At 25.8% G+C, this 2,209-nt stretch carries 3 protein-coding genes; all 3 read left to right on the top strand.

The annotated features are described in order from the left end of the window. Positions 1-464: 464 nt before the first annotated feature. Genes MBORA_RS09350 through MBORA_RS09340 form a run of 3 tightly spaced genes read left to right on the top strand, consistent with a single transcriptional unit; the run spans position 465 to position 2,044 of the window. Positions 465-686 (top strand): hypothetical protein, encoded by a 222-nt coding sequence (locus tag MBORA_RS09350; protein WP_063720583.1) that lies wholly within the window; start codon positions 465-467, stop codon positions 684-686. Positions 687-711: 25 nt separating this feature from the next. Beyond that, complete coding sequence (locus tag MBORA_RS09345) at positions 712-1,356, top strand: hypothetical protein (protein ID WP_063720582.1); 645 nt, start codon at positions 712-714, stop codon at positions 1,354-1,356. Positions 1,357-1,378: 22 nt separating this feature from the next. Continuing rightward, positions 1,379-2,044: a hypothetical protein gene (locus MBORA_RS09340; protein WP_063720581.1), complete on the top strand. Its 666-nt coding sequence runs from the start codon at positions 1,379-1,381 to the stop codon at positions 2,042-2,044. The last annotated feature ends 165 nt before the right edge of the window (positions 2,045-2,209 follow it).

Genomic DNA, 2,209 nt, shown 5'->3' with positions numbered 1-2,209 from the left:
GGGGTTTGTCAATAAATCCATTTTTTCTTAATTTTTCTTGTTTTTAAATTTTAACTAGATATTTTTTCTCTATTTTGTTTTTTCTCAATTATTAATCTTTATTTTTTATTTTCAACGAATTCATATTTTTGGCATTTTTGCAGGATTTTTTCCTGACAAAAAATCTCATTTGATCAAAAGTTTTTCAACAATTTTTCTAACTAGAAAATTCTTTAAATTTTAATCAACAAATAATAATTCTTTTAATAACTTTAATTTACTTTAATATTTCTTAAAATTAAATATAAAAAGTTATAAATATTTTAAATTACATATAGTTATATAATAATTAGTTTTATAATTATTAAGTAAAAATTATTGTATTTAATTGAAATTTCAAGTAATTTCATTGAGTTTATTGCAAAATTTTTTAAAAAGTTGAAAATTTGTAAAAATTGAATATACTCTAAAATATTTGATTTACGATGTCAGTAATAGAATTAAAAGACTATGCTGATGGAACTATCTTAAAAAAGCTAAAATGTGAGGAGGATTGTCCAAAAATGTTGTTGACGATTGTTGATTTCGTATTTTCAGACATGATTCAAAATTTAATGCATAAATTGGATTTGGAATTTGAATCTAAACGTGGACGTCCTGCATATCCCCGAACTCTACTTTTAATAGTAGTTTTTATACTGTTTTAGCATTGATATTTCCAATTATGCAAAAATGGAAGAAGAATGCAAGAAAAATAAATTTCTTTTAATTGCAACATGCGGATTAAAGCCATCACGCAATTCATTCGCTAATTTTTTAAATAAAAGTGACGCAAATGTAATAAAAAAAGTTTTCGTAGCCACATTGGTCTTGTTAAATGATTTACACTTCTTAGATTTTGTTAAATTGTTTGTTGATGGAACAGATATGCTTGTGAGAGCTTCCAAATATTACAAAATCACCAAAAAAGAAGTAAATGCATTAATTCAAGTTCATGAATGGGGTTTATTGCATGAAAACACACCACAATCAATTAATCGCACAATCAACGGATTAAAAGAAAAATTAGAAATCAATAAAGATGATGAAGAACTGTGTAAAACAATTAATTTGGTCTTAAAAAGGATAAAAATATATAATACTCGTATTTACGAAAAAAAGGATATTTATCTTAATATTATGAATGAAAGAAACAATGATGCTATTTCAATTACATTTCCAAGCACTTGTTGGATGAAAACAAAAAGAGGAAGTTATGATTTTGCTTTTAACCTGCAAGAAATCATGACTGAAAATCACATAATATTGACTGGAATGCTCTTATCAGAATCAAATGATAGAAAAACAATCAAATATGTTCTAAATAATATTTTATGAAACAATTAAAGTATTTATTAAAATGCAAAAAGAATTTGGGGAGCGAAGAAACTATAGTGAAATACAAAGAAGAATTCGTGAACACATTTTAATTGCAGATTCCGGTTATTTCTCTACAGAAAATCTCTACTGTCTTTTTATCAATAAAATAAATGCATTAATAATGCCTAAAAAGTTATCTGAAGACCATAACAATAAATTAAGGCAAGAAAACGAACAGAAAGAAAAAAGAAAAGATTCATCGAAAAAAGATTTTGAAAGAGTTAAAAACGGATATATTTGTCCTACAGGACGTTTTATGAGATTAACAAAAGTAAAACCTATTAAACACAGGAAACCACATAAAGATGACGGTCTTCCAGATAATTGTAGGAAAAAACGGTATTTCTTTGAAACATATTCTTGCAAAGGATGCTCAAATATTGAAAACTGCAAAAATAAGACTTTAGTAATCCAATCTACTGACCTTAATTTCGAAATAACTGAAAAATTCTTGGATAAAAGAAGAAATATTCATTATTCGTCCCGTTTTTCACGAAGTGAAGGAATAAATGGGTTTTTGAAAGGTGATAATGGAGTTTTGAAATTAATCGGAACTACAGATAATGCAGTAAATAACGAAATCCAACTAAGAAACACCATTTACAACCTTACAAGACTAATTAATCTTAAAGACACAGCATATTGAGCGAAGAATGCAAGAAAGAGCCCAATAATCCATCATTAAGATAGACTGTACGCTGTATCATAAACGACCATTTTTGAATGAAACATAGAAATCCAAAGAATGGAAGTTCAATTTAATTTTTGAAATTCAAATTTAATAAAAATTACGATTGAAAACAATCAAAAA

Origin of the sequence: Methanobrevibacter oralis (assembly GCF_001639275.1) — an archaeon.
Classification (GTDB): domain Archaea; phylum Methanobacteriota; class Methanobacteria; order Methanobacteriales; family Methanobacteriaceae; genus Methanocatella; species Methanocatella oralis.
The sequence above is the reverse complement of the archived record's forward strand: the minus strand, read 5'-3'. Positions and strand labels throughout refer to the sequence as shown.